Annotated in this window: 19 protein-coding genes, 1 tRNA gene and 3 pseudogenes; 15 read left to right on the top strand and 8 right to left on the bottom strand. The window is 68.7% G+C overall.

What is annotated here, in order from left to right; all coding sequences use genetic code 11:
• Nucleotides 1–81: 81 nt before the first annotated feature.
• The 6 genes and pseudogenes from ACIPEK_RS37415 to ACIPEK_RS37390 form a co-directional block, all read left to right on the top strand.
• Nucleotides 82–563 (top strand): annotated as a pseudogene (locus ACIPEK_RS37415) (MFS transporter); the annotation flags it as partial.
• Nucleotides 562–1,473 (top strand): annotated as a pseudogene (locus ACIPEK_RS37410) (molybdopterin oxidoreductase family protein); the annotation flags it as partial. The pseudogenes ACIPEK_RS37415 and ACIPEK_RS37410, both read left to right, overlap by 2 nt.
• A 7-nt stretch (nt 1,474–1,480) precedes the next feature.
• Nucleotides 1,481–2,083: a 4Fe-4S dicluster domain-containing protein gene (locus ACIPEK_RS37405; RefSeq protein WP_114245025.1), complete on the top strand. Its 603-nt coding sequence runs from the start codon at nt 1,481–1,483 to the stop codon at nt 2,081–2,083.
• Nucleotides 2,080–2,744 (top strand): annotated as a pseudogene (locus ACIPEK_RS37400) (ubiquinol-cytochrome c reductase iron-sulfur subunit). The gene ACIPEK_RS37405 and the pseudogene ACIPEK_RS37400 overlap by 4 nt, the downstream one beginning before the upstream one ends.
• Nucleotides 2,741–3,127 (top strand): hypothetical protein, encoded by a 387-nt coding sequence (locus ACIPEK_RS37395; protein WP_402005753.1) that lies wholly within the window; start codon nt 2,741–2,743, stop codon nt 3,125–3,127. Before ACIPEK_RS37400 ends, ACIPEK_RS37395 begins: the two are co-directional and overlap by 4 nt.
• A gap of 21 nt (nt 3,128–3,148) precedes the next feature.
• Nucleotides 3,149–3,358: a hypothetical protein gene (locus tag ACIPEK_RS37390; protein WP_266360861.1), complete on the top strand. Its 210-nt coding sequence runs from the start codon at nt 3,149–3,151 to the stop codon at nt 3,356–3,358.
• A gap of 217 nt (nt 3,359–3,575) precedes the next feature.
• On the opposite strand, the gene ACIPEK_RS37385 is transcribed toward ACIPEK_RS37390, so the two are convergent.
• The 5 genes from ACIPEK_RS37385 to ACIPEK_RS37365 form a co-directional block, all read right to left on the bottom strand.
• Nucleotides 3,576–4,067, bottom strand: coding sequence for a hypothetical protein (locus ACIPEK_RS37385; RefSeq protein ID WP_402005750.1), 492 nt, complete (start codon nt 4,065–4,067; stop codon nt 3,576–3,578).
• 259 nt (nt 4,068–4,326) lie between these two features.
• Nucleotides 4,327–5,160 (bottom strand): S-methyl-5'-thioadenosine phosphorylase, encoded by an 834-nt coding sequence (locus ACIPEK_RS37380; protein WP_383068450.1) that lies wholly within the window; start codon nt 5,158–5,160, stop codon nt 4,327–4,329.
• An 81-nt stretch (nt 5,161–5,241) separates the two neighbouring features.
• Nucleotides 5,242–5,610, bottom strand: coding sequence for an FmdB family zinc ribbon protein (locus ACIPEK_RS37375; RefSeq protein WP_402005747.1), 369 nt, complete (start codon nt 5,608–5,610; stop codon nt 5,242–5,244).
• 228 nt (nt 5,611–5,838) lie between these two features.
• Entirely contained in the window at nt 5,839–7,125 is a 1,287-nt protein-coding gene (locus tag ACIPEK_RS37370; protein WP_402005744.1) for an MFS transporter, read from the bottom strand.
• Between the two features lie 347 nt (nt 7,126–7,472).
• Nucleotides 7,473–9,011 carry a potassium/proton antiporter gene (locus ACIPEK_RS37365; protein WP_402005801.1) on the bottom strand — a complete coding sequence of 513 codons (1,539 nt, stop codon included), beginning with the start codon at nt 9,009–9,011 and terminating at the stop codon, nt 7,473–7,475.
• A 289-nt stretch (nt 9,012–9,300) separates the two neighbouring features.
• On the opposite strand from ACIPEK_RS37365, the gene ACIPEK_RS37360 reads away from it, so the two are divergent.
• The gene (locus tag ACIPEK_RS37360; protein WP_402005741.1) at nt 9,301–12,051 is read left to right on the top strand and encodes a penicillin acylase family protein; all 2,751 of its coding nucleotides are present in this window, start codon (nt 9,301–9,303) and stop codon (nt 12,049–12,051) included.
• Here the strand turns inward: ACIPEK_RS37360 and ACIPEK_RS37355 are convergent.
• Entirely contained in the window at nt 12,041–12,640 is a 600-nt protein-coding gene (locus ACIPEK_RS37355; protein ID WP_402005738.1) for a 5-formyltetrahydrofolate cyclo-ligase, read from the bottom strand. The genes ACIPEK_RS37360 and ACIPEK_RS37355 overlap by 11 nt on opposite strands.
• Before the next feature lie 93 nt (nt 12,641–12,733).
• Between ACIPEK_RS37355 and galU the strand changes: the two genes are divergently transcribed.
• From galU to ACIPEK_RS37315, 8 genes are all read left to right on the top strand, one after another.
• Complete coding sequence (gene galU / locus ACIPEK_RS37350; protein WP_402005735.1) at nt 12,734–13,636, top strand: UTP--glucose-1-phosphate uridylyltransferase GalU; 903 nt, start codon at nt 12,734–12,736, stop codon at nt 13,634–13,636.
• 4 nt (nt 13,637–13,640) lie between these two features.
• Entirely contained in the window at nt 13,641–14,951 is a 1,311-nt protein-coding gene (gene glp, locus ACIPEK_RS37345; RefSeq protein ID WP_402005732.1) for a gephyrin-like molybdotransferase Glp, read from the top strand.
• A gap of 123 nt (nt 14,952–15,074) precedes the next feature.
• Nucleotides 15,075–15,575 carry a cyclic pyranopterin monophosphate synthase MoaC gene (moaC, locus tag ACIPEK_RS37340; protein WP_383068435.1) on the top strand — a complete coding sequence of 167 codons (501 nt, stop codon included), beginning with the start codon at nt 15,075–15,077 and terminating at the stop codon, nt 15,573–15,575.
• 104 nt (nt 15,576–15,679) lie between these two features.
• Nucleotides 15,680–16,180 (top strand): molybdenum cofactor biosynthesis protein B, encoded by a 501-nt coding sequence (locus ACIPEK_RS37335; protein ID WP_402005798.1) that lies wholly within the window; start codon nt 15,680–15,682, stop codon nt 16,178–16,180.
• 17 nt (nt 16,181–16,197) lie between these two features.
• On the top strand, nt 16,198–16,809 hold the full coding sequence (locus ACIPEK_RS37330; protein ID WP_402005729.1) for a GNAT family N-acetyltransferase: 612 nt from the start codon (nt 16,198–16,200) through the stop codon (nt 16,807–16,809).
• Between the two features lie 158 nt (nt 16,810–16,967).
• Nucleotides 16,968–18,092: a gephyrin-like molybdotransferase receptor GlpR gene (gene glpR / locus ACIPEK_RS37325; protein ID WP_402005726.1), complete on the top strand. Its 1,125-nt coding sequence runs from the start codon at nt 16,968–16,970 to the stop codon at nt 18,090–18,092.
• A 97-nt stretch (nt 18,093–18,189) separates the two neighbouring features.
• Nucleotides 18,190–18,263, top strand: a tRNA-Ala gene (locus ACIPEK_RS37320).
• A 143-nt stretch (nt 18,264–18,406) separates the two neighbouring features.
• On the top strand, nt 18,407–19,468 hold the full coding sequence (locus tag ACIPEK_RS37315) for a hypothetical protein (RefSeq protein ID WP_402005723.1): 1,062 nt from the start codon (nt 18,407–18,409) through the stop codon (nt 19,466–19,468).
• A gap of 216 nt (nt 19,469–19,684) precedes the next feature.
• Here the strand turns inward: ACIPEK_RS37315 and ACIPEK_RS37310 are convergent, their stop codons facing one another.
• Both ACIPEK_RS37310 and ACIPEK_RS37305 read right to left on the bottom strand, forming a co-directional pair.
• Complete coding sequence (locus ACIPEK_RS37310; RefSeq protein ID WP_402005720.1) at nt 19,685–20,131, bottom strand: hypothetical protein; 447 nt, start codon at nt 20,129–20,131, stop codon at nt 19,685–19,687.
• A 33-nt stretch (nt 20,132–20,164) separates the two neighbouring features.
• Nucleotides 20,165–23,619, bottom strand: a 3,455-nt coding sequence (locus ACIPEK_RS37305; protein WP_402005717.1) for an RHS repeat-associated core domain-containing protein, incomplete at its 5' end; no start/stop codon positions are given.

The raw sequence follows: 23,619 nt of genomic DNA, 5'->3' as shown, positions 1-23,619 counted from the left end.
TCGAGCCGGTCGGACGAACGGGCTCACCCCGCCGAGCCGTAAAACGGGACCAACCACCTCATACAGCCCTACGGTGACGGAGTGACCGAGCCTCCAGATGCCTTTGCCGCGCAGCCCGCCCCGGTGCACACACTGTCTCCGCCGGAGTGCTCGCCGCCCCGACGCCCTCCGGGGCCACCGGGCCCCGGGCTGCCGCGCCCCGGTCCGTCACCGCCCGCGCGACTGCGGTCGGCGCCATCGTCTCCGCCCTTCTGATCCTCGCGATCGTGTTCGGCAGCCGGCTTCTGGAGAACTTCGACTCCGCCCTTCTTCCGTACGCCGTCGCCACCGTCTTCCTCGCCTTCGGCGTCGCCTACCGCTACACGGTCTGGGTCTCCGCGCCCGGTGCCCGGCGCCTGTTCAAGCAGGGGTGGCGGAGCTTCTTCTCCGTGGCCAACTTCCGCCAGGCCCCCACTGCCCTGCCCAGGATGATCGCCACCTATCTGGGCTTCCAGAAATTCCTCGGCGCCCGCTCCTACGCCCGCTGGGCCGCCCACCAACTGATCTTCTGGGGCTGCGTACTTCTTCCTTTCCGAGACCGCTGCCGACGCACATGTCGTCTTCCCCGTCACCACCTGGGCCGAGGACGAAGGGGTGATGGCCAATGCCGAGGCCCGGGTGGTCAAGCACAACAAGGCCCAGGACCCGCCCCCCGGCGTACGGACCGACACCTGGGTGATGTGCGAACTCGCCAAGCGCCTGGGTGCGGGCGACAAATTCGCCTTCGCCGAGTCCCGCGAGGTCTTCGATGAACTGCGGACCGCCTCCGCCGGCACCGGCAACGACTACTACGGCATCACCTACGAACGGCTGGAGGAGACCGGCGGGATCGTCTGGCCCTGCCCCTCCTCCGACCACCCCGGCACCCCCCGGCTCTTCGAGGACGGGAAGACCTACCACCCCGACGGCAAGATCCATCTGCAGGTCGTCGAGTGGCACCCGCCGATGGACCCGTACGACGACGAGCACCCCATGTCGCTGACCACCGGACGCACCGTCGCCCACTTCCTCTCCGGCAACCAGACCCGTCGGCTGGGCGGCCTTGTCGAACAGACCCCGCGCCCCTGGGCCGAGCTGCACCCCTCCCACGGCTTCCGCAACGGCGAACCGGTCCGCGTCGTCACCCGGCGCGGCAGCGAGGTCTTCCCTGCCCTGGTCACCGAGGCGATCCGCCCCGACACCGTCTTCATCCCGTACCACTGGCCCGACCCCACCGCGGCCAACGCCCTGACCATCGACGCCCTCGACCCCCGCTCCAAGATCCCCGAGTACAAGGTGTGCGCCTGCCGTATCGAGCACGCCGAAACGATCGACGAGGTCCCCGCACATCCTGTCGCGCCGGGCCATGTCGCCTACCCGGAGGCCCAGGTCTCCCGTACCGACCCGCTGCCGCCCACGTCCCCCCAGGGCCGTGGCACCTCGGAGAGGGGCTGATCGCCCCATGATGGGCAGAACGATCTTCATCGACCCGGGGCGCTGCATCGGCTGCCAGGCCTGTGTCTCCGCCTGCCGGGAATGCGACTCGCACCGCGGCAAGTCGATGATCCACCTCGACTACACCGACGAGGGCCAGTCCGTGGCCTCCCTTCCCACAGTCTGCATGCACTGTGAGGACCCGGTCGCTCCGTGCGCCGAGGTCTGCCCCGCCGACGCGATCCTGGTGACCGCCGACGGTGTGGTGCAGCAGGCCGACACCACCCGCTGCATCGGCTGCGCCAACTGCGTCAACGCCTGCCCCTTCGGCGTTCCGAAGATCGATCTGCAGGCGAAGCTGCAGATGAAATGCAACCTCTGCTACGACCGCACCGCCTATGGCCTCGCCCCCATGTGCGCGACCGTCTGCCCGACGGGAGCGCTGTTCTACGGGACCGTCGAGGAGCTCCAGGCCGAGCGCCCCGGCGTCCAGGTCGCCGACACCTTCGTCTTCGGCCGGAGCGAGGTCCGCACCGGCGTCGCCATGGTCGTACCCGCCGACAAGGTCCAGTGGCCGGTGCCCGGCGGCCTTCCTGTCGTCGAGATCAACGGGAAGGACGTCCGCCGATGAGCGCCACCGACCAGCCGCCCTCCGGGGATCCGTGTGAAGCCCTGCACGACCGGATCGCCGCCGACTCCCTCACCACCCGGCGCGACTACCTGCGGATCGTCGCGACCGTCTCGGGCGGACTCGCCGTCGGCAGCCTCGGCGTGGCCGGCGGAATCCTGCCGCGTCACGGCGACCCCGACGACGCCAAGGCACCCGCGCCGAAGAAGATCACCGCTCAGCTTCTTCCCGGTGAGTCCATCGCCTTCCGCTACCCGGACGAAGAGGACCGGGCGGTCGCCGTCCGGCTCGACGACGGCACCCTCGTCGGCTACTCCGCGATCTGTACCCATCTCGCCTGTGCCGTGCTCTGGCGCAAGGACAAAGGCTCCGAGGGTGAGCTGTACTGCCCCTGCCACGAGGGCGTCTTCGACGCCCGCACCGGCGAGGTCACCGCCGGGCCACCGCCCCGCGCACTGCCCAAGGTGGTGCTCACCGAGCAGACCGACGGCAGCGTCTGGGGGGTCGGCGCGACCCGCTCGGGCGCATCGAACACGGCCTGTGCCGCCAGCTCAGCACCGACCGCCCGGACCTCGCGTCCCGCATCGGCTGCCCCGCGGTCAGAGGCACAGGCGCGGAGGCGCCCCGGGCCGCCGAGGCCGAGACCCTCGGCAGGCGGCCGTGACCGACGCCCGGCAGCCCCGTGACCAGGAGTCCCCCGACTATCCGGAGTACCGCCCGGGCAGCGCCCGCCCCGAACTGAACCGCCCCGTCCACGAACGCTATCCGCAGATCCGTGCCACCAGCGGCTACGGCGACCCCCGGGTCCGCCACACCGGTCCCGGCCCGGGTGCCGGCACCGACCACGAACCCGAACGCTCCTCGAAACTGACGGCCCGGCTGGCTCTGGCGATGACCGTCGTCATCGGACAGCTCTGGGGCCTGACCGTCATCGTCGACGCGTGGATGGAAGGCAACACCGGCACGGCCTGGTGGGGTGCCGGCTTCCTCTGTCTGTCGTTCCTCGTCGTCCTCGGGCTGTGGGCGCTCGACCCGAAGGATCGCTGACCACGGCCGTACCCTTGAGATATGAGCACCGCCCCCGCCCCCGGCCCGCGCGATTCGAAGCCGACCCAGCCGGAACAGACGAAACCCAAACCGGCTCTGATCTTCGACGATCCGCTGGACCAGCAGTCCGCGGACGATACGGACCGAGGGTGGGGCGAGCGGGCCCCGGCCGGAGGCAGCGCCGCCGATCTGGCGCGCTTTCTCGACGAGAAGCCGCCCCACCACATCTGAGCCCCCGCTCCGTGGTGGTCCGACGACGCTGCTGCCGGTCTTCCTGCGGCGCGTCCCGCTACGGGTCGTGACCTCGGCCCGGGTCCTGCCCGAGGGTCCCGCCTCCCGGGCCGCCGCGCTGCGAGACGAGTGCGTCGCGGATCTCCTTCAGCACTTGGGCCGGTAACTTGACAGCTCAAGCACTTGGGCCGGTGACTTGACAGCTCATCAGTACCCGTCAGCACAGGGTCACCGCCAGCCTGGCCGAGATACCCGCACCGGCCAGCGATGCGGCGGTGTCCCGGGGGACCGACAGCACGATCAGCGCACCGTCCTCCGCGGGACCCTCGGCCGAGGTCTGCGGCACATCTGCCACCCGCGCGCCCTTCGCCAGCACCCGGGCATCGGCTCCGGCACCCTCGGCGGCGATCACGTCGACGCGGTCCCCCGGCCGTAACAGCCGCACCGCCCCCGCATCCGCGATCCGGACCGGCGCGGACACCAAGGGGACCGGCTGCCGCGCCCGCTCCGGTGCCGACCCGGCCGTACCCCCCGCCCCTGCCCCATGCGCCGCATCGCCGCCCGCGCCGCTCCCGCCCAGCCCCGTCGCGGCCAGCGCGGCAGCAGTCAGGGCCAGCCCGGCGGCCAGCGCGCGGCGCTGCCGCCACAGAGCCCGCCGCAGCCGGTGCTCACCACCTCCGCGCACCCGCAACGGCTCGAACGCGGGCACACCACAGGGCGGGGGAGCCGACGCCGGAGGCCCCGGAGCCATGGCCGGAGCGGATCGTTCAGAGGGCACACACGGGGACGGGTACGACGGGGACGGGTACGACGGGAACATGGCCAACACCACCTGCCGTGAGGAGTTTCGGACGAACACCCCTCACGATGCACCGTCCACAAGTTTCCCGCCGACGCCTGTGGACGGCCCCGGCGTTGTGGACAACCCCGTCACCCACCCACGCCGCGACCGTCACCCACCCACCCCGCTAAGGAAGCTCGATCCCCGTCTCGAGCCCGTCCAGCGCATGCGAGCACGGGCAGTCGCGGTCCGCCTCCGCGGGCAGCGCGGCCACCAGATCGAAGAGCACCGCGCGCAGCCGGTCCACGTTGGCCGCGAACACCTTCAGCACCTCCCCGTGCGAGACGCCCTCCCCGGCCTCCGCGCCCGCGTCGAGGTCCGTCACCAGCGTCATCGTCGTGTAGCAGAGGCCCAGTTCACGGGCGAGGACCGCCTCAGGGTGCCCGGTCATCCCGACCACCGACCAGCCCATCGCCGCATGCCAGCGCGATTCGGCCCGGGTCGAGAAGCGCGGCCCCTCGACCACCACCAGCGTCCCGCCGTCCACCGGCTCCCAGCTCTTCGCGCGAGCCGCCGCCAGCGCGGCCCTGCGCCCATCGGGGCAGTACGGATCGGCGAAGCCCAGATGCAGGACGTTCGGCTCCGCGCCATCGGCCCGGATCTCCCCGTCGTAGTACGTCTGCGTCCGGGCCTTGGTGCGGTCCACCAGCTGGTCGGGCACCAGCAGGGTGCCCGGCCCGTACTCCGGACGCAGGCCGCCCACCGCGCACGGGCCGAGCACCTGACGTACACCGACGGAGCGCAGCGCCCAGAGGTTGGCCCGGTAGTTGATGCGGTGCGGCGGTAGATGGTGGCCGCGTCCGTGGCGGGGCAGGAAGGCGACCCGGCGGCCGCCGACCTCGCCGAGGAACAGGGAGTCGCTCGGCTGTCCGTACGGGGTGTCCACACGCACCTCCGTGACATCCTCCAGGAAGGAGTACAAGCCCGAGCCGCCGATGACACCGATCTCTGCGTTCGCCATGCGGTCACACTAGCGGCGCGGGAAAACGCCGAGGACCCCGCCGAACTGATCGGTGGGGTCCTCGGGGAAGTGCGGTTCGGCTCAGGCGGCCGACGTGCCGCTCGTCGAGGACGACGAAGAAGACGCGGCGGACGAAGAAGACGCGGCGGACGAGGAGGAAGCGGACGACTTCGTGTCCGAACCCGAACCCGAACCCGACCCCGTCGACGAATCGGACGAACCGGAACCGGACGCCTTCGCCGAGGCCGACGCCGGCGTGCTGCTCGACGAGGAGCCACGGCTGTCGTTCCGGTAGAAACCGGAACCCTTGAAGACAATGCCGACCGCCGAGAACACCTTCTTCAGGCGTCCTTCGCAGCTCGGGCACACGGTCAGGGCGTCATCGGTGAACTTCTGCACCGCCTCAAGGCCCTCGCCACATTCGGTGCACTGGTACTGATAGGTCGGCACTTGTCTTCCTCCTGGCACTCTCACTCGATGAGTGCTAACAGTCGTCAATGGTATCTGCTACGGGCCGCTGTTTGCAGTAATGTCTGTCACCTGCTGTCTGTCACCTGCCCGGAGAGCAGCGGTCAGGGCTTGGCCGTCATGAGGGCCGCCGGCCTGAGTGAAAAGCTGCCACATCATGTGGCGGAGGAGTCAGACTGACGTGTTCCGCTGATGCGAGCGCATGAATCGTCACTCTCTGACCGCGACAGGATCGCGGTGAACCGCGCCGCGTGCGGCCGTGATGGTCGCGCGGGCCGGTGCCAGTCTCGAACGCAGTGACACCAAGGTGACCAGCGCCAGTACGGTCCCCACCAGCGGCACCACAAAACCGGTGCTCGCGCCGTGGGCGTCGGCGAGCCGACCGGCGACCGTCACCGCGGCCGCCTGGCCGAGGGCGACCGAGCCCGTCAGCCAGGTGAACGCCTCGGTCCGGGCGGACCCCGGAACCAGAGCCTCGACCAGCGTGTAGCCGCTGATCAGGGCCGGGGCGATGGAGAGTCCGACCAGCAGTCCGAGTCCGGCCAGCAGGGGCACGGAGTGCACGGCCCACAGTCCGGACGCGGTCAGGGTCAGGGCCGCGTATCCGACGATCAGACGCCGCCGCGGCCCGCTCCTCCAGGCGATGGCGCCGCAGGCGATCCCGGCCAGCATGTTGCCGGCCGCGAAGACCCCGTACAGCAGACCGTTCGCCCCGGGCCGGCCGATCTCCTCAGCGAAGGCGGTCAGGGAGACCTGCATGCCGCCGAATACCGCGCCGATGCCCAGGAAGGCCACTGCGAGCACCCGTACGCCCGGTACGGACAGGGCGGACGCGTGCCGCTGGGAGGTGCCGGACTCGGTGCTGCGCACCGCGGGCTGCGTGCGGCGCTGCGCGGCGAAGAGCAGTCCGCCGACCAGGGTCAGTCCGGCCTCCGTGATCAGACCGGCCGCCGGGTGTACTCCCGTGCACAGTGCGGTGGCGAGTACCGGTCCGATGACGAAGGTGAACTCGTCCGTCACCGATTCGAAGGCGGCCGCGGTGGACATCAGCGGTGAGGCCTTGCGGCCCGGTGCCGCGCCCAGTACGGCCGCCCAGCGGGCCCGTACCATCGGCCCGATCTGCGGAACGGACGCACCGGTCGGCACGGCCGCCGCGAACAGGGCCCACAGGGGCGCGTCCGCCAACGCCAGCGCCGTCAGCGCCGATACGGACGCCGTGTGCACCAGGACACCGGGCAGCAGCACGGCGCGCTGGCCGAAACGGTCGGCGAGTTTGCCGGTCTGCGGTGCGAACAGGGCCATGGAGACACCCGTCACCGCGGCGACGGAGCCCGCGTTGCCGTAAGAGCCGGTGGTGTGCTGAACCAGTAGCACGATGCCGATCGTCAGCATCGCGAAGGGCTGCCGTGCGGCGAAGCCCGGCAGGAGAAACGTCCACGCACCGGGGGTGCGCAGCAACTGCCCGTAACCGGAGCGGTCGGAGACCGTGGACGCCACGGTCCATGCCTTTCTGCCGCCTGGTGGCCGAGCTCCCGCAGGTCCGGGCCGGCACAGGTGGTGCGGGCTCGTGCGGGTGCTGCCGAGAGCTGTCCTCTTCGCGCGGAACTGCGGTAGATGCCGGGCGCTCAGCAGAGGCGGAGGACGCCACGACCGCCATACGGTCGCGCCAGCTCTGCATCAGGCAGAGTTGGTCGTTCGGGTTGGTCGATCGGGTTGGCCGACCCCACTGCGGAGGCCGATCAGGTTTCCTTCATGATACAGGCGGGCGTCCTTGCGCACCTCTGATTGTGCGCAAGGCCCCCGCCCCCGCCTCGGATCGGCAGTGTGCAGCCTCCGTGGCCCTCTCAGCGGTGCGCTTTCGGCCCGTCGGCCTTCCCCGGCTTCTTCACGGCCTTCAGAGCGTGCGCCACCTCATGTGCCACATGAGGTCCGGCGAGGCTCTTGCCACCGCTGCCGCTCGTCCCCAGCCAGCCCGCGAGCTTGCCGCCCTCGCCGACCGCACGCAGCCGTTCCTCCGCCGCGTCGCGCACCGGGTCGGTGGTGACCACCAGCAGTTCGTCGCCGCGGCGCAGCACGGTCGACGGCGCCGGTACGAAGCTCTTCTCGTCCCGTACGACCAGGGTGACCGCGGCCCCGGCGGGCAGCCGCAGCTCCCCGACCTCCACGCCGTGCATCTTCGACTTCCCGGGGATCGCCACCGACAGCAGATGGCCGCGCAGCCGCTCCAGCGGCGCCGACTCGATGCCCAGGTCGGCGGCCTCGGCCGGGTCGTCGGCGATCTTCAGGGCCTTCGCCATCCAGGGCAGCGTCGGCCCCTGGATGAGGGTGTAGACGACGACGAGCACGAAGACGATGTTGAAGACCCGGGTGGATCCCTCGATTCCGGACACCATCGGAATCGTCGCCAGGATGATGGGTACGGCGCCGCGCAGCCCCGCCCAGGACATGAAGGTCTTCTCCTGCCAGGGCAGCCGGTACGGCACCAGCGAGATGAAGACCTCCAGCGGACGTGCCACCACGGTCAGTACCAGTCCCACGATGACCGCGGGCCAGAAGTCGTCGTACAGATCGTGCGGCGTGACCAGGAGTCCGAGCAGCACGAACATGCCGATCTGGGCCAGCCAGCCGAGTCCGTCGGCGAAGCCGCGGGTGGCGGGCCAGTGCGGCAGTTTGGCGTTGCCGAGGATCATCGCGGCCAGATAGACGGCGAGGAAGCCACTGCCGTGGGCCAGGGCGCCCGCCGCGTACGCGGACACCGCGATCGCCATCACGGCGATCGGATACAGACCGGACGCGGGCAGCGCCACATGACGCAGTCCGAAGGAGCCGAGCCAGCCGACGGCGAGACCGACGGCCGCACCGATCGCGAGCTCCAGTGCTATCTCGCCGACCAGTACGTACCAGCTGTCCACCGGTCCCCTGGTCGAGAAGGCCACCACCAGGATCACGACGGGGGCGTCGTTGAAGCCGGACTCGGCCTCCAGCACACCGGTGACCCGGGCGGGCAGCGGCACCTTGCGCAGCACGGAGAAGACCGCGGCGGCGTCCGTCGACGAGACGACCGCGCCGATGATCAGCGACTGCCGCCAGTCCAGGCCGACCAGGTAGTGCGCCCCGGCCGCGGTGACGCCGACGCTCACCGCGACGCCGACGGTCGAGAGCATCGCGGCGGCCGGCAGCGCGGGCTTGATCTCTTTCCACTTCGTGCCCAGGCCACCCTCGGCGAGGATCACGACCAGTGCGGCATAGCCGATCACCTGGGTCAGTTCCGCATTGTTGAACTTGACGTCGAAGATGCCGTCCTGCCCCATGACGACCCCGATGCCGAGGTACAGGAGCAGGCTGGGGAGCCCGCTGCGGGACGAGACGCGCACCGCCGCCACGGCGACGAGCAGGACGAGTGAGCAGACGAGCAGGAGTTCGTTGAGCGTGTGGACAGTCAGTGGCCGTTCCTTCCCTGCGTACGCCTGCCGAATTCGACCCTCGGCATCGGCCGTTGGCGGCCGGTACTTCATTACCTTACCTAATCTTTAACGCTTTCTTGACGCGGTCGAGCGTTCGTACGATCGCTGCGCAATTCGAACCATGCCGATGCCGCGTCAGAGCCGCCCGGGCGCTGCGCCTATGGTTGCTCCTGCACTCCCAGGACCACCTGCCCCTCGAAGGACAGCGATGCCCGCCAACACAACCGCCTCTTCCGGCACCACCGGTTCCGCCGGTGGGAAGACCGGCAGGAAGAAGGGGCGACGTGCCCGCCTGATCGTGATCGTTCTGGTGCTGGCGCTTGTCGCGGGTATCGGTTACGGCGCGTTCTGGTCCGTATCGACCGTGCGGGCCTCGTACCCGCAGACGACCGGTTCCATCAAGCTCGACGGCCTCGACGGCAACGTCGACGTCAAGCGCGACAGCTACGGAATCCCGCAGCTGTACGCGGACTCCGATGCCGATCTCTTCCGCGCCCAGGGCTTCGTCCAGGCGCAGGACCGCTTCTGGGAGATGGACGTCCGCCGCCACATGACGGCGGGCAGGCTCTCCGAGATGTTCGGCTCCGGACAGGTAGAGACGGACTCCTTCCTGCGCACGCTCGGCTGGCGCAAGGTCGCACAGGAGGAGTACGACAACGTCCTGTCCGCAGACACCAAGAAGAACCTCCAGGCGTACGCGGACGGCGTGAACGCCTACCTCAAGGGGCGCGACGGCAAGGACATCTCCGTCGAGTACGCCGCCCTCGGCTTCACCAACGACTACAAGCCGGCCGAGTGGACCCCGGTCGACTCGGTCGCCTGGCTCAAGGCGATGGCCTGGGATCTGCGCGGCAACATGCAGGATGAGATCGACCGCTCGCTGATGACCAGCAGGCTCGACGCGAAGCAGATCGAGGACCTCTACCCGCCCTATCCGTACGACAAGCACAAGCCGATCGTCGGCGGGGGCGCGATCTCCTCGGTCACCGGAAAGTTCGACCCGGACGCGACACCGTCGACGAGCATCGGCTCGAGCACCATGACGGGCGCCACCGAGGGCCTGAACACCCAGCTCTCCTCGCTCTCCGACACCCTCGACCAGATCCCGGCGCTGCTCGGCCCGAACGGCAACGGCATCGGGTCCAACTCCTGGGTGGTCTCCGGCAAATACACGACGACCGGCAAGCCGCTGCTCGCCAACGACCCGCACCTGGCGCCCCAGCTGCCCTCGCTCTGGTACCAGATGGGGCTGCACTGCCGCGAGATCACGAAGACCTGCCAGTACGACACCGCCGGCTACACCTTCGCCGGAATGCCCGGCGTGATAATCGGTCACAACCAGGACATCGCCTGGGGCTTCACCAACCTCGGTGCGGACGTCACCGACCTCTTCCTGGAGAAGGTCTCCGCCGACGGCTATCTCTACGACGGCAAGGTCAAGCCGTTCACCGTCCGCAAGGAGACCATCAAGGTCGCGGGCGGCAAGAGCCGGGAGATCACCATCCGCGAGACCAACAACGGTCCGCTGGTGTCCGATCGCAGCAGCGAGCTGGAAAAGGTCGGCCAGAAGGCCCCCGTCGCCGGCGAGGCTCCGGACCGGGCCGACGGCTACGCGGTCGCCCTGAAGTGGACCGCGCTGGAACCCGGCAAGTCCATGGACGCGGTCTTCGAGCTCAACCGCGCCAAGGACTTCCCGTCCTTCCGTAAGGCGGCCGAGCACTTCGAGGTTCCCTCGCAGAACCTGATCTACGCCGACACCAAGGGCCACATCGGCTACCAGGCGCCCGGAAAGATCCCGGTTCGCGCCAATGGATACGACGGGTCGGTTCCGGCACCTGGTTGGGACCCGAGGTCCCAGTGGAAGGGGTACATCCCATTCCGTGAGCTGCCGTATGAGGAGGATCCCCAGCAGGGCTACATCGTCACCGCCAACCAGCCCGTCATCGACGAGGAGAAATACCCCCACCTGCTCACCAAGGACTGGGGCTACGGCACTCGCAGCCAGCGGATCAACGACCTCATCCAGTCGAAGATCAAGGGCGGCGGGAAGATCTCGACCGAAGACATGCAGAAGATGCAGATGGACAACACCAGCGAGATCGCCAAGCTGCTGGTGCCCGAGCTGATGAAGATCAATATCTCGGACAAGAGCGTCCGAGAGGCACAGAAGCTCCTGGAGGGCTGGGGCTACACCCAGGAGCCCGACTCGGCCGCGGCCGCGTACTTCAACGCGGTCTGGCGCAACATTTTGAAGCTGGCCTTCGGCGACAAGCTGCCCAAGGAGCTGCGGGTCAAGGGCGAGTGCCTCAATGTGCCCCGGGCCGACAGCTCGGGCCCGGTCGACGAGCAGGGCAAGCTGGTGCGCGAGTGCGGACGGCGCGACGCGGACACGGCGCAGCCGGACGGCGGTGACCGCTGGTACCAGGTGGTCGCCAACCTGATGGACGACCAGAACAGCGACTGGTGGAAGTCGCCGAAGAGCGGCCGGGACGAGGCGACCGGGAACCGGGACGAACTCTTCGCCCGTGCCATGGAGGACGCCCGCTGGGAGCTGACCGCCAAGCTCGGCAAGGACATCACCACCTGGAGCTGGGGCCGGCTGCACCAGCTGACCCTGAAGAACCAGACCCTCGGCACCGAGGGCCCCGGTCTGCTCCAGCGGGTCCTCAACCGCGGCCCGTGGAACATCGGCGGCGGCGAGGCCGCGGTGAACGCCTCCGGCTGGAACGCGGCGGGCGGCTACGAGGTCGTCTGGGTTCCGTCGATGCGGATGGTCCTCAACGTGGGGGACTGGGACAAGTCCCGCTGGATCAACCTCACCGGCGCTTCCGGGCACGCGTTCAGCGCGCACTACACCGATCAGACCGACAAATGGGTCAACGGTGAACTGCTCGACTGGTCCTTCGGGACGAACGCCGTCGCCAAGTCGACGACCGACACCCTGACCCTCAAACCGTAGGGCCCATCCGGCGGGTCACGGCCGGTGTCACCACCACGTCGACGGGGTGGTCGTGCGGTTCCTCAGGGACCTGCGCGACCACCTCGTTGTCGTACAGCAGGACGACCAGCGCCGGATGCGCGCCCGCCGCGGCGAGCCGGGCCAGCACCCGGTCGTAACTGCCGCCGCCACGACCGAGCCGCATGCCGCGCGCGTCCACCGCGAGGCCCGGCAGCAGGACCGCGTCGGCGTCCAGGACCGCGTCGGGGCCGAGGCGCTCCCCGTCCGGCTCCAGCAGCCCGCGGCCGGCCCGGACCAGATGACCGGCTCCTTCGTAAGGCGCCCAGTCCAGATCGTTGTCCGCGAGGAGCACCGGCAGCAGCACCCGTACGCCCCGCTCGCGCAGCGCGTCCAGCAGGGCGCGGGTGCCCGGCTCGCTCCCCACCGAGACGTACGCGGCGACGGTTCGGGCCCCGGACAACTCCGGAAGATTCAATGCGCCCCGGGACAGAACCAACGCGGCGTTTTCCACGTCTTCTCGAGGCAGAAGGCGTCGCGCGGCCAGTAGTTCACGTCTGAGAAGCGCCTTTTGGGGCATATTGTCGTTCATTGGGTACCTTGAATCTCTTGTATGCACATATAGGCGTACAAAGTTAACCGGAGCCTCATCTTCCGCCCATACGCACCGGTTATGGTTCTGCGCATGACTCAGTCGCACACCAGGATCAGCAAGGCTGTCATCCCGGCCGCAGGCCTCGGTACCCGCTTCCTGCCGGCTACCAAGGCCACTCCCAAGGAGATGCTGCCTGTCGTCGACAAGCCTGCGATTCAGTACGTCGTCGAGGAAGCGGTGGCCGCCGGCCTCTCCGACGTCCTGATGATCACCGGCCGCAACAAGCGCCCCCTTGAGGACCACTTCGACCGCAATTACGAACTGGAGTCCGCGCTCACCCGCAAGGGAGATGCCGAACGGCTCCAGAAGGTCCAGGAGTCGAGCGACCTGGCCACCATGCACTACGTCCGGCAGGGCGACCCGCGCGGCCTCGGCCACGCCGTGCTGTGCGCCGCACCGCACGTCGGCGACCAGCCGTTCGCGGTCCTCCTCGGCGACGACCTGATCGACCCGCGCGACCCGCTGCTGGCCCGCATGGTCGAGATCCAGGAGCGCGAGGGCGGCAGTGTCGTCGCGCTGATGGAGGTCGCGCCGGAGCAGATCCACATGTATGGCTGCGCGGCCGTCGAGCCCACCGCCCAGGGCGATGTGGTGCGCGTCACCGGCCTGGTCGAGAAGCCCGACACGGCCGAGGCGCCCAGCAACCTCGCCGTCATCGGCCGCTATGTCCTGGACCCGGCCGTCTTCGACATACTGCGTAAGACCGAGCCGGGCCGCGGCGGCGAGATCCAGCTCACCGACGCCCTTCAACTCCTCGCCGAGGACGAGAAGATCGGCGGACCCGTGCACGGCGTCGTCTTCAAGGGGCGCCGCTATGACACCGGTGACCGGGGCGATTACCTCCGTGCCATTGTCAGACTCGCGTGCGAACGTGAAGACCTGGGCCCGGACTTCCGGACCTGGCTCCGCAGTTACGTCACCGAGGAGATGTAGCACTTTGAGCAGCACGATCTGGTCGGTGGACGAGCACCTGGAAGACATTCTCGGCGCGGTGCGGCCGCTCGAACCCATCGAGCTGCAACTGCACGACGCCCAGGGCTGCGTCCTCGTCGAGGACGTCATCGTGGAGATCGCCCTGCCGCCCTTCGACAACAGCTCGATGGACGGATACGCGGTCCGTGTGGCCGATGTCGAGGGCGCCGACGAGGAGTTCCCCGCGGTGCTCACCGTCATCGGTGATGTCGCGGCGGGCAGTGACGGGCTGCCCGACGGCCGGAGCGTGGGCCCGGGCGAGGCCGCCCGCATCATGACCGGCGCACCGCTGCCGGCCGGTGCCGAGGCCGTGATTCCGGTCGAGTGGACCGACGGCGGTACGGGCGGCGGCCCCGCCGACGCCATGCGCGCCCACCGCGACGCCCCCGAGGGCGCGGGCGGCGAGGTCCGCGTCCACTGCCCCGTCGAGGCCCGCGCCCATGTCAGGGCCCGCGGCAGCGACGTCAAGCCGGGCGATCTGGCCCTGCGCGCCGGATCGGTGATCGGCCCGCCGCAGATCGGGCTGCTCGCCGCGATCGGCCGCCCGACGGTGAAGGTACGGCCCCGGCCGCGCGTTGTCGTCATCTCGACCGGCAGCGAACTGGTGCAGCCCGGCGAGGAGCTGACCGGCGGCCGGATCTACGACTCGAACAGCTTCGCGCTCACGGCCGCCGCCCGGGACGCCGGCGCGATCGCCTACCGGGTCGGCGCCGTCACCGACGACGCCGACACGCTCCGCGCCACGATCGAGGACCAGCTGATCCGCGCCGACATCGTCGTCACCACCGGAGGCGTCAGCGTCGGCGCGTACGACGTCGTCAAGGAAGCCCTGTCGCCGGTGGGCGACGAGGACGAGCCCGGCAGCGGCATCGACTTCCGCAAGCTCGCCATGCAGCCCGGCAAGCCGCAGGGCTTCGGTTCGATCGGCCCCGAACACACGCCGCTGCTGGCGCTCCCGGGCAACCCCGTCTCGTCGTACGTCTCCTTCGAGCTGTTCGTACGCCCCGCGATCCGTGCCCTGATGGGACTTCAGGACGTGAACCGCCCCACCGTCCGGGCCAAGCTGAACACCGACAAGGCACTCACCTCGCCGTCGGGCAGGCGCCAGTTCCTGCGCGGTACGTACGACGCGGAAGCCGGCACCGTCACCCCCGTCGGCGGCTCCGGATCTCATCTGATCGCTGCTCTCGCCCAGGCGGATGCGCTGATCGTGCTGCCCGAGGACGTCATCTCCGCCGAGCCCGGCGCGGACACCGAGGTGATCCTGCTCGGCTGATCCCCGGGCGGTGGCGGTACGGTATCTGCCGCTGTGCCTTCCCGGGGACACCCCCGGGCCCCCGGCCCGCACCCCGGTGCGGGCCGAGCGGGCAACCGGCGCCCTACCGCGAGGCGGAGTTAGTTGAGTACGCAGAACAGGCTGACGCACATCGACGAGGCGGGCGCGGCCCGTATGGTCGACGTCTCGGAGAAGGACGTCACCGCGCGGGTGGCCCGCGCGAGCGGCCGGGTCCTCGTCTCGCCGCGCGTCGTCGAGCTGCTCCGCGGCGAAGGAGTCCCCAAGGGCGACGCCCTGGCCACCGCCCGTATCGCCGGGATCATGGGCGCCAAACGCACCCCCGACCTGATCCCGCTCTGCCACCCGCTCGCCGTCTCCGGCGTCGAGGTCGGCCTGAGCGTTGCCGACGACGCGGTGGAGATCACCGCCACGGTGAAGACCACCGACCGCACCGGCGTCGAGATGGAGGCCCTGACCGCCGTCTCGGTCGCCGCGCTCACCGTGATCGACATGATCAAGGCGGTCGACAAGGCGGCAGTCATCACGGACGTACGGGTCGAGTCGAAGTCGGGCGGCAAGTCCGGCGAGTACCGGCGCACCGCATCGGACGGGGCGGACACGTGACCGCGCCCGGCGCGGTGGCCCCCGGCGGGCCGGACGAGAACGCGGCGTCCGGAACCGGGCAGTCCGGTGACGCCCGGCAGGCCGAGCCTCCGCTCGGCGGCGCACTGACCGCCCCGTACGCCGCTCTCGTCGTCACCGCATCGAACCGGGCCTCCGCCGGGGTCTACTCGGACAAGGGCGGCCCCCTGATCTCCGAGGCGCTCACGCAGCTCGGCTTTGCCGTCGACGGCCCCCGGGTCGTGCCTGACGGCGACCCGGTGGAACAGGCGCTGCGCGACGGGGTGGCCGCCGGGTACGACGTCGTCGTCACGACCGGCGGTACGGGCATCTCGCCCACCGACCGCACCCCCGAGGCCACCCGCCGCGTCCTCGACCACGAGATCCCCGGCATCCCCGAGGCGATCCGCGCCGAGGGCCGCGACAAGGTGCCCACCGCCGCGCTCTCCCGCGGCCTCGCGGGCGTCGCCGGCCGCACACTCATCGTGAACCTGCCGGGCTCCACCGGCGGGGTGCGCGACGGCCTGGCCGTCCTCGCACGTCTTCTGGTGCACGCCGTCGACCAGCTTCGCGGCGGCGATCACCCCCGACCCGGGAGCCCGAGCTGAACGTCCCGACCTGGCCGGTGGTCCTCAACGACGGCGAGATCACCCTCCGTCCGGTAAAGATGCGCGACCAGCGCATCTGGCGCGAGGTCAACCGGCGCAACCGTGAATGGCTGCGCCCCTGGGAGGCGACCGTGCCGCCGCCCGCTCCGGGCGGCCCGGTGGCCCAGCGCCCCACCTACCGCCAGATGGTCCGTCATCTGCGCTCCGAGGCCGCCGCGGGCCGGATGCTGCCCTTCGCCATCGAGTACGAGGGCCGTCTGGTCGGTCAGCTGACGGTCGCCGGGATCACCTGGGGCTCGATGTGCTCGGGTCACATCGGCTACTGGGTCGACCAGGACGTGGCGGGCCGCGGCGTGATGCCGACCGCGGTCGCCCTCGCTGTCGACCACTGCTTCGGCAGGGTCGGACTGCACCGCATCGAGGTGTGCATTCGGCCGGAGAACGGGCCCAGCAGAAGGGTCGTCGAGAAACTGGGATTCCGTGAGGAAGGTCTGCGTCCGCGCTATCTCCACATCGACGGGGCCTGGCGGGACCATCTGATCTACGCGCTCACCGCGGAGGAAGTACCCGACGGTCTGCTCCGGCGCTGGCACCAGGCACGACCCGGAACGCCACGGGAAATAAAATAAGTGTTCGATATTGATCGGCGTGGGGCCGCAAACGGACGTGCAAACACCCACTGCCGATCTGAACAATCACAAAAAAAGTCCTTGATATCAGCCGGATCGTGCGACACACCGGGCCAATTGGCGGATGCCCCCGCGCAAACCCCTCTACGGTGTGAGATGTGAGCAGCAGCGGCCTCATCTACGCAGTCATCGTCGGGGCCTGGGCCGCCTACTTGGTGCCGATGTGGCTCCGCAGGCAGGACGAGCTCAATGAAGCCCGTCCGACGGAACGCTTCAGCACGGCCATCCGGCTACTGTCCGGACGGGCGGCCATGGAGCGCCGGTATGCCAAGGAGCTGCGGGAGCGCACCATCGAGGAGGCGGGGCCCGACGCCGACCCGGACGTCGTCACGGACCGAATGGATTCCGTGGACGTCCGGGCCTTCGCCGCGCCTCCGGCGCATACCGAAGCCCGGGTGTACGACCCGGCGCGCACGCCCGAGCGCCCGGACCGGGAACGCCCCGAACCTGGACCCGCGCGGCGCGCGCGCCCGCGCACCGGCGGGACGGACGCCGAGCGTGTCCGGCGTGCCCAGCGACTCCAGGTCCTCGCGCGCCGTCGGCGTACCACCGTCGTCCTCTTCCTCGCCTTCACCCTCGGCGCGGTCGTCGCGGCGGTCGGTGGCCTCGGCTTCCTCTGGGCACCCGCGGTTCCGGCGGTGCTGCTGAGCACGTACATCGTGCATCTGCGCGCCCAGGAGCGACGCCGGTTCGCCTTCACCATGGACCGGCGCCGGGCCGAAGTGGCGGCGCAGCATCTGCGCGAGAGCCGTCCCCGCAGGCACCAGCCGGCCGCGGCGGCCCCCGCCGAGGCCGACGAGGAGCCCGAAGCGCGCCGCCCCGAGCCCGAGCCCGCACCGGCGGTCTCCCCGCAGGAGGCCGGCCGCCGCGCCCTGGTCGAGCAGACGGACCATGCGGAATGGGTCGACCAGCAGCGCGAACGCGGCCGGGTCCAGGGCGATAGCTGGGAGCCGGTCCCGGTCCCCCTGCCGACGTACGTCACCGCGCCGGTCGCCCCGCGCGCCACGGGCGGCGTCGAGGTCGGCAACCCGGAGACCTGGAGCGCGGCCCGCTCCAGCACCGCCGAGCCCACCCAGACGGGTACCTCGCACCCCGTGGCACCCTCCGTCGACCCGGCGCCGCGCCAGCGCACCAACCAGTCCCGCCGCACCCGCGACCGCGGCCGGACCCCGCTCTTCGACCAGTACGAGGACGGGGAACGCCCCCGTGCCGCCAACGAGTGAGCCCCTTCGGGCCCCGCTGCGACACCGACTCGGCTGACCAGCACGGACCGGATTTCCGAGCACCCCCGTGGGGGTGCTAAAGTTTCACTCGTTGCAAGGGCCTGTGGCGCAGTCTGGTAGCGCACCTCGTTCGCATCGAGGGGGTCTGGGGTTCAAATCCCCACAGGTCCACCGCACACACAAGATCCCGGTTCGACGATTTCGTCGGACCGGGATCTTGTCGTTTCAGGCGTGGTTGGTACGCAAGTCTGCTCACCCACTCACTGGGGCGATGCTCGTGGAGCCGGCTTCTTCGTCCCGCTTGCGGGCCCCGGGTGACGGTGCTGCGGGAACTCCGCGCGGTCGATCCACCCGAGGGCGTGATCCCGCTGGCCGACACCCGGCTCGTCGACCTGGCTGCTGCCATGGCACGGGGCGTCGGTGTCTCTCCGCGACTGGAGCTCTACCCGCTGGGCCTGGATCTGGTCCAGGCGCTGCGCATCTCGCAGGCCGCCGCAGGGGTGCGGCCCGACACCGGGATCGGCACCGACGACCTGCCGGCCCGGGTCCGTGCCCGTTTCCCCGCGCTGGCGGTGCTCGCCGACACCACGTACGTGGAGTTGGAAGAGGCCCTGGACCGGGCCGGCTTCCCGCTCGCCTACGACCAGCAGCGCAAGCGTTTCCTGCCGCGCGCCCGGGAGACCGTCACCTGGCACACCGAGCAGACGGTCTCCGCGCTGGCCAGTACTCGGACGCTGATCGAGGACGCGCAGAGCGAACTGGCGCTCGGCCGCGATCCTCAACGGGTCCGGGCTGCCCGCCTCCAGGCGGCACGCCGACGGGGCGGATTCGTCGCTCTCACGGTCAAGGGGCCCGAACTCCCCGGTGTGGCAGAACGCTTGGCGGAGCGCTTAGATGTGACGCCGCTCGCCCTGGACGAGCTCCTCCTCACGATGCTGCGGGAGCTGACTCAGGAGCAGCGGGCGCCCTGGCAGGCGCTACTGAAGGCGGATGCCGCGCTCGCCGCCTCGGGAACCATCGGCGCGGGCCTCGCCTCCTACACGCGGCTGGCGTTGAAGCGGGTCGTGGCCCGTGTCGCGGAGCTGGCGGCGGCTTCGGGCCCGCGCACCGTGCTGCTCGCTCACCGGGCCGGGCTGGTCGCCCGCTACTGGGAGGTGGGGGGACGGGAGTTGCTGGTCGCGTTGCAGAACGCCGCAGGGCGCCCAGCCGCTCCCCCGCACGGCCTGTGGCTCCTCGTCCCCATGGGGGACCCCGAGGCCTCGCCCGCCCTGGACGGCCGGACGGTGGACGTGGTGGACCGGGAGGCCCAGCGGGTGGTGCTTGACGGGTTGTTTCTGAAGGAGCTGAAGTCGGGGACGTGGGAGAAGACGGACTGACAGGGTTTCCTGGTCTGGCAGCCCCGTGCCGGATGTGAAGCGCCCCGGGTTCGGCAGAGACCTTACAGGTCGTGTTTGGACCTGGGGTTTCGCGGTGGCGAGATAGTAGTTGGTCTCGTATTCGGAGGATGGGATGCGCCCTTCACAACTCCTCTTGGGTCTCCTCGATTTACTTCAGATGCCAATTTCGGAAACGGTTGATGAGGCTCAGTGTAATCATGTCGCAAGCCGGCGGACGACGATCCAGTACTCGTCGTCCTCCTCGGAAACCGCAAACAGGTATTTTCCGTCTGCTGACAAGCTCAGGAACTCCGGTGAACCAGTTGCTGCGGCGATGCGGGAGGGGAGGTTTACTCCGTTGGTGTCTCTCACCCGAACCCAGCCGATAGAGGCGCCCCCGCCTCCAGGTGGCAGGATAATGAATTCACCGGATCCTGAAGGATCGAGTCGATCGGAAGTCTGAATTTGCCATTGGTGGTCGACCTCACCGAGGACGGAGGGTCGCGCCTGTGCAATGGTATTTGTCGGCTCTACATCTACTCCTGCCACGAAACGAATGGCTGTTACGGGAGAGGGTGCCGAAGCGGGCACTTCTCCCTCGATTACTGTCAAACTGCAAGCGTGCAGGATGTGTAGCCAATCCGGGGCCGTATCTTTGGGCATCCCCGAGCCTTCTTCCTGAAATGATAGATGTGCTCAGTTTCCTTCGTAAAAGAAGTGGTGATCCCCTCCGGGCTTATTTATTTTTCCGTACCGCTCCATATCTTCAGGATACCCGAAACTTCCATCGGAACGCTGGACCCTGCTGTTGTCCCAGCCGAAGTTCACCAAGCTGCGAGTGTCGTCGATCTTAGGCTTCCCAGCATGAAGATGCGTACCCGCCGGATCAAAAAGATGTTCCACGACGACGCGAGATCCCTGAGGTGTTTCAAATTGCCGAAAATGTCCCCAGTGGCTCTCGTCCTTCGAGTACGTGTACCCGGGAGCGTGTTTCAGGTTCTTGTCCCCGGTCACTGTCCACTCGGCAATCGGCGTCTCGCCGTAGGGCACGCCCGCGGCTTCGAATGCAGCTTTTTCTGCGTCCTCCCTCTTCTTGAACGGGTTGCTCCGCTCTCCCTTCGGCGGGCAAGGCGACAGTCCTAGGGGGTCCGTCGAAGTACGCGGATCAGAGACATACGTGGTCGGATTGGGAGCGGGTGCGAGCCCCAGTGGGTCGGCGGTGAGGAACCGCGCTGTTGTGGGGTCGTAATGCCGGAAGTAGTTGTAGTGCAGGCCTGTTTCGGGGTCGAAATACTGACCGGGGAAGCGGAGCGGTGTATAGGTGGTGCTGGAAGTGGCCCAGGTGGTGGTGCCCCACAGGGTGCTGCGGGTGTGCCAGGCCAGGGTTCCCGATTCGTCGACGAGTTGGGTAGGAGTACCGATGAGATCAGTGATGACGGCAAAGAAGCGTTCGTCGAACGCTTCACTATCGGTCGAAAGAATCCGTTCCGTCTGTGTCAGAGGCCGGAAGCCGTCGTGATCCCAGGTGAGGGCGACTTTGTGGGGCAGCGACTCAGCGCTGGTGATCTGTTCGCACAGGGTGGTCCCGTCCCAGGTGAACGAGGTTTCCTCCACCACTTCCCCACCCTCGGCCGACACCCGCTGTTTGGCGACGCGGCGGCCGAGTGGGTCGTACACGTAGCGCCAGCAGGTGCCGTCAGGAGTGATGACTGACGTGAGCCGGTCTTCGGAGTTCCAGGTGTATCGCCAGGTTTCCGGTGCCTGTGACAGGCGGGTCTTCTGACGCAGGGCGACGCGGCCCTGAGCGTCGTGTTCGTAGCGCACGCGACCGGCACGAGTGATGCGGGTGCCGGTGTAGGTGCGTTGCCCTGTGGCTTCGTGGCCGGGGTGACTGGTGGGCCAGTCCGCTTGGGTCTGGTTGCCCGCTTCGTCGTAGGCGTAGGTTTCGGTCCAGCCCGCACCGCTGACCCGGGTGACCCGCCCTGCGGAGTCCAGGCTGAACCGGCGGTTGCCGGATAGGGCGTCCTGGATCCCGACGAGGCTGCCATCCGCCCGGTAGGTGTAAGCACGGTGCTGGAGGCCTTGGCCTCGTACGGATACGTGTTCATCCACGAGGCGGCCCACGATGTTGTACTCGTGCCGGACGCTGATTGCCTCATTGATGTGCCGGGCGGTCTCCTGCCCGGCTGAGTCATGGGTGAAGGCCAGGGTCCGGCCCGAGCTGGTGAGTGTGCTGCGGCGCCCGGCGGCGTCATAGGTCCAGGTACTTCTTGTGCCCGTGGGGGTTGTGCGGGAGATGCGTCGGCCCAGAACGTCATGGTCGTAAGTGAGTGTGCGTCCGTTCACGCTCTCGGATCGCAGAAGACCCCGCCGGTCGCGCATGCGGGTAAGCGCGACATCAGGGCCGACCGCTTGTGCGAGCTGGTCGAAAATGTCGTATTCGAAAGTGGTTACTGCGCCATCCGCGCTTTTTCGTAGCAGCTGCCCGAGTTCATTGTGCTCGTAATGGACTGTTTGACCGAGGCCATTGGTACGTGCTGTCAGTCGCCCCGCCGCGTCATGGTCGTAGACGAGTGTGCGCCCATCAAAGTCGGTCTCCGTAGTCAGGCGACCGTTGTGATCATACGTGTAGTCCCAGGTCAAGCCCTTGGGGTTTGTTACCCGAGTTAGGCGCAAGTTGGTGTCATGACTGAACTCGTAACGCGCTCCGTCCGGGCCGGTGCGCGCCACAAGCAAGTCGAAATCCGTGTACTCGAAATGACTGACGAGCCCCAAGGCGTTGGTATGTGAGAGGCAGTTTCCTTCGCCGTCGTAGGTCCAGTTCTCCGTGCTGCCATCCGGATCGGTACGCCGGGCCGTCAGGCCCTCGATGGTCCATTGGTAACGGGTGATCGCTCCTAGCGCATCGGTGACCACGGCAGGGCGACCGAACGCATCACGCCTGCAACCAGCAGTCGCCCCAAGCGGGTTGGTGATCTCGACAGGCAGTCCTGCCCTGTCGTTGCGCAGGTGTGTGGTGTGACCAAGAGCATCGATCACCGAGGTGAGATGGCCGTCCTCGTCGTACAGGAACCGGGTGGTCGCGTGTGATCCATCGATGACCGAGGTGCGATTGCCGTGCTCGTCGTAGGTCTGGCGTACGACCGTTCCGTCCGTACCCGTAACCTTCACAGGCAGGCCGAGATCGTTGTATTCGGCGGTGGACCGCCTGCCGTCCGGGCGGACAGCAACGATCAACCGGCCGGCTTCGTCGTACGTGTACCGGCTGGTGTGCCCCAGCGGATCCGTTTGTGACAGTAGTCGGTTGTAGCGGTCGTACTCGAAGTGGGTGGTCTGACCAAGAGCATCGGTCTCGGCGACGACCTGGCAAATGTCGTTGATCAGGAACCGACTGGTGTGGCCGAGTGGGTTGGTGAGCGTAGTGATGCACAGGCCTGCGCGCGGGTCGATGCCGTTGTAGGTGAACGTCGAGTTCAGATGACCGTTGGTCCCGGACTGGGAGATGCAGCGGTCATCATTGTCATAGACGTAGTCGAAATGGCTGCCGTTGGTGTCGGTCCAGGAAGTGATTCGGCCGTGTGCGTCGCAGCCGAACCGGAGCGGGCGCCCGGAGGAGTTGGTGACTTCGGTGAGGTGGCCGCCGGTGTAGCCGTAGCGGAGGATCTCCTGGTCGGTGCCGTCCGGTGCGGCGCCCGCCAGGTGCAGGGCGGTAACCCTTCCGCCGTTCGTGGTGAGCTTCAGGTGGTAGCCGCCGTGGTGCACGATCGACGTCGGGGCACCGGTCTCGTCGTACTCGAAGGTGATCCAGCGGCCGTTGCGGTCGTCGATCTGAGCCAGGAGCGCCAGCTCCCCCTTGGGGTGGTCGACGAAGTGCCGGACCCGGCCGGTTTCCGGGTCGGTGACGGTGTAGCCGTCGTCCACCCGGTCCAGGGGCCAGCGCCGACCATGCGTCGGCATGACGGGAACGCCGGGCGCGGGATGCGGATAGGCGAGCAGGCTGCCTTCGTCGCAGCTGAACACCACGCCTTCCGCGTCAATCTCGAGGCGCTGGTCGATCGTGCTTGACCAGCCGGATCCGAACCAGCGGCCGGCTCGGTAGGAGGAGTCGAAGACGCGCTCGAAGACAAGGGGCAGCGACCCGGGAAGCGCGA

Origin of the sequence: Streptomyces sp. NPDC088246, from assembly GCF_044741025.1 — a bacterium.
GTDB lineage: Bacteria > Actinomycetota > Actinomycetes > Streptomycetales > Streptomycetaceae > Streptomyces.
The sequence above is the reverse complement of the archived record's forward strand: the minus strand, read 5'-3'. Positions and strand labels throughout refer to the sequence as shown.

Coding starts and splice junctions, on each gene's coding strand:
- ACIPEK_RS37405 (WP_114245025.1), top strand. CDS start 1,481: ATGATGGGCAGAACGATCTTCATCGACCCGGGGCGCTGCATCGGCTGC.
- ACIPEK_RS37390 (WP_266360861.1), top strand. CDS start 3,149: ATGAGCACCGCCCCCGCCCCCGGCCCGCGCGATTCGAAGCCGACCCAG.
- ACIPEK_RS37380 (WP_383068450.1), bottom strand. CDS start 5,160: ATGGCGAACGCAGAGATCGGTGTCATCGGCGGCTCGGGCTTGTACTCC.
- ACIPEK_RS37360 (WP_402005741.1), top strand. CDS start 9,301: ATGCCCGCCAACACAACCGCCTCTTCCGGCACCACCGGTTCCGCCGGT.
- ACIPEK_RS37355 (WP_402005738.1), bottom strand. CDS start 12,640: ATGAACGACAATATGCCCCAAAAGGCGCTTCTCAGACGTGAACTACTG.
- galU (WP_402005735.1), top strand. CDS start 12,734: ATGACTCAGTCGCACACCAGGATCAGCAAGGCTGTCATCCCGGCCGCA.
- ACIPEK_RS37310 (WP_402005720.1), bottom strand. CDS start 20,131: ATGCCCAAAGATACGGCCCCGGATTGGCTACACATCCTGCACGCTTGC.